Annotated in this window: 1 protein-coding gene and 1 CRISPR repeat array; the gene reads right to left on the reverse strand. The window is 54.4% G+C overall.

Annotated elements, in window-relative coordinates; all coding sequences use genetic code 11:
* Positions 1-327: direct repeats of the CRISPR family, unit length 32 nt; unit sequence CAATGAAAGTCCCTCCGAAAAGGAAGGGAAAT.
* A gap of 376 nt (positions 328-703) precedes the next feature.
* Positions 704-1,759 (reverse strand): cell division protein ZapE, encoded by a 1,056-nt coding sequence (gene zapE / locus HMPREF2927_RS08055; protein ID WP_005506346.1) that lies wholly within the window; start codon positions 1,757-1,759, stop codon positions 704-706.
* Positions 1,760-2,338: the final 579 nt, after the last annotated feature.

Below are 2,338 nucleotides of genomic sequence, written 5' to 3' on the forward strand. Positions count from 1 at the left end.
CAATGAAAGTCCCTCCGAAAAGGAAGGGAAATTCCCTCGGCAGGAACGCAATCATGACCTGCTGAACCTCCCCTCAATGAAAGTCCCTCCGAAAAGGAAGGGAAATAAAACGCTCTAAAACGCTCTCTATGCCATTTTGCACCGCCCTCAATGAAAGTCCCTCCGAAAAGGAAGGGAAATTTTAATTAGTTTTATTTAAGAATTACTGTATATAGACCCTCAATGAAAGTCCCTCCGAAAAGGAAGGGAAATCCTCGGTGGAGCATGTGCCCACTGGGCATTATGCGTCGACCCTCAATGAAAGTCCCTCCGAAAAGGAAGGGAAATAGCTACCCGAAAATAGCCCGCAACCATGCGGCAGAAACGGGTGCTTCGCGAGAACCTCGCGGAGGCTACACGCAAAATTATACACTCCAACCACATCTACCCCCGCATAACTCCCTGGCAAGGGAAGAAACCATGCGAGCGACACGCCATGTTCCCGTCACGTACCAGGTTCTCGCTCACACAAAGACCCCCGCCGGGGGCTTCCTAAGCGACCCGGCGAGGGTCCTCACGTATGAGAGGGGTTGGCGCGGTTCAGGTAAACCAGACTAATCAAGCTAACCATGCAAACCGGGCGAGCTTCGAGTCTCACGGGACTAGAAAGAACAGCGCATCAAAACCCGAGCCGGCCAAAGCTCGGCCCCGGCGAACAGCGGAACTAGCGCTCCGCCTCCTCACCCAGCATGCCCTCACGAGCCAACGCAGTCAAACGAGACACCGCACGGAAATACTTCTTCTGATAACCACCAGCCAGCATCTCCTCAGTAAACACCTTGTCAAAAGGCACACCCGAAGAAACAATCGGCAAGTCCTTGTCATACAGGCGGTCAGCCAACACCACAAAACGCAACGCCACCGACTGCTCAGTAATCGGGTGAACATCACGCCACGCAATACCATCCAGACCATCAATCAGCTGACGGTAACGCGACGGGTGCACCTTCGCCAGATGCTCCACCAGGTCAGCGAAGTTATCAACACCAACAGTCTGGCCGCCGAACACTTCCTCAACCTTCGCATCAAACGCATCATCAGCAACAGGCTCCGGTGCGGCAGGCAGACCACGGTGACGGAAATCCTCACCATCCACACGGTGCACCTCAAACTGCGAAGCAAGCACCTGAATCTCACGCTTAAAATCCTCAGCCGCGAAACGGCCCTCACCCAGCGCACCAGGCAGCGTGTTCGAGGTCGCCACAAGCTTCACGCCAGCATCCGCCAGCTCACGCATCAGACGAGACATGAGCACAGTATCACCCGGATCATCCAGCTCAAACTCGTCAATGCACACCAGCTTGTAGCTGCTCAACGCCTCAACCGTCTTACGGAACGTCAACGCACCCACCAGGTTCGTGTACTCCACGAAAGTACCGAACGCCTTCGGGCCGTCCACATAATGCCACAGCGACGCCAACAAGTGAGTCTTACCCACACCAAAACCGCCGTCAAGGTACAGGCCAGCCTTCGTAGAATCCTTCTTCTTGCCACCAAACAGGCGACCAAAGAAACCGGCACCAGCGCCGCCACCATTAATCTTGTCGCCAAAATCCTTCAGCTTCTGCACAGCCTCAGCCTGCGACGGCTGATTCGGATCAGGAATGTAGCTATCAAAAGACACTTCACCAAAACGCTCAGAGGGGCGGAAACCCGCCAGCAACTCATCAGCAGAAACGCGAGGGATGCGGTCGGTCAAATGTACGGTCGTGGTGGGCACAAAAACTCTTTTCTTCAGTGACGGCGATGTGACTTCCGCTTTAAGTGTAGTACTGTCTAACACCCCGCGTGAGCCGCATGAGTTGCCCGCCACATTACGGGCATGGGGAGGGAGTGGGGTGGGACATGCGGGAGGGGCTGCTGGGCTGGGATGCGGAGGGCGGGAAGCGAGGGCATGGGCGTTCGGGTGCGGAGGCTGCTCTGTTTTGTTTGGGCCGCGCAGTGCCAGTGGAGGTGCTGCTCAGCACCGGTGGAGGTTCGGTCATGACCTAGCAATTTCAGTCATGACTTAGCGTCTTTGGAGGTGGTTAAAACCCCAGCCTAAAGTCACTAACCCATTACCGAAAAAACTAAACCATAACCGGCTCCCGCCCACATATCCGACGCAGACCCAAATTCGGTAATGGGTTACGGATTCGTGCCATAGGTTAGTGTCTTTGGTCGTAGTTAAAAACCACGGTCGAAGACACTAAACCATGGCACAAATTCTGCAGGGGCGGCGCCTCCGCGAGTGTAGATTTATTTGACGCATAAAGCATTGATGTATCCGAATAATGACGTTCAGATACTATTGCACTCA

The sequence above is a fragment of the Rothia sp. HMSC061E04 genome, from assembly GCF_001813685.1.
Taxonomy (GTDB): Bacteria; Actinomycetota; Actinomycetes; order Actinomycetales; family Micrococcaceae; genus Rothia; species Rothia mucilaginosa.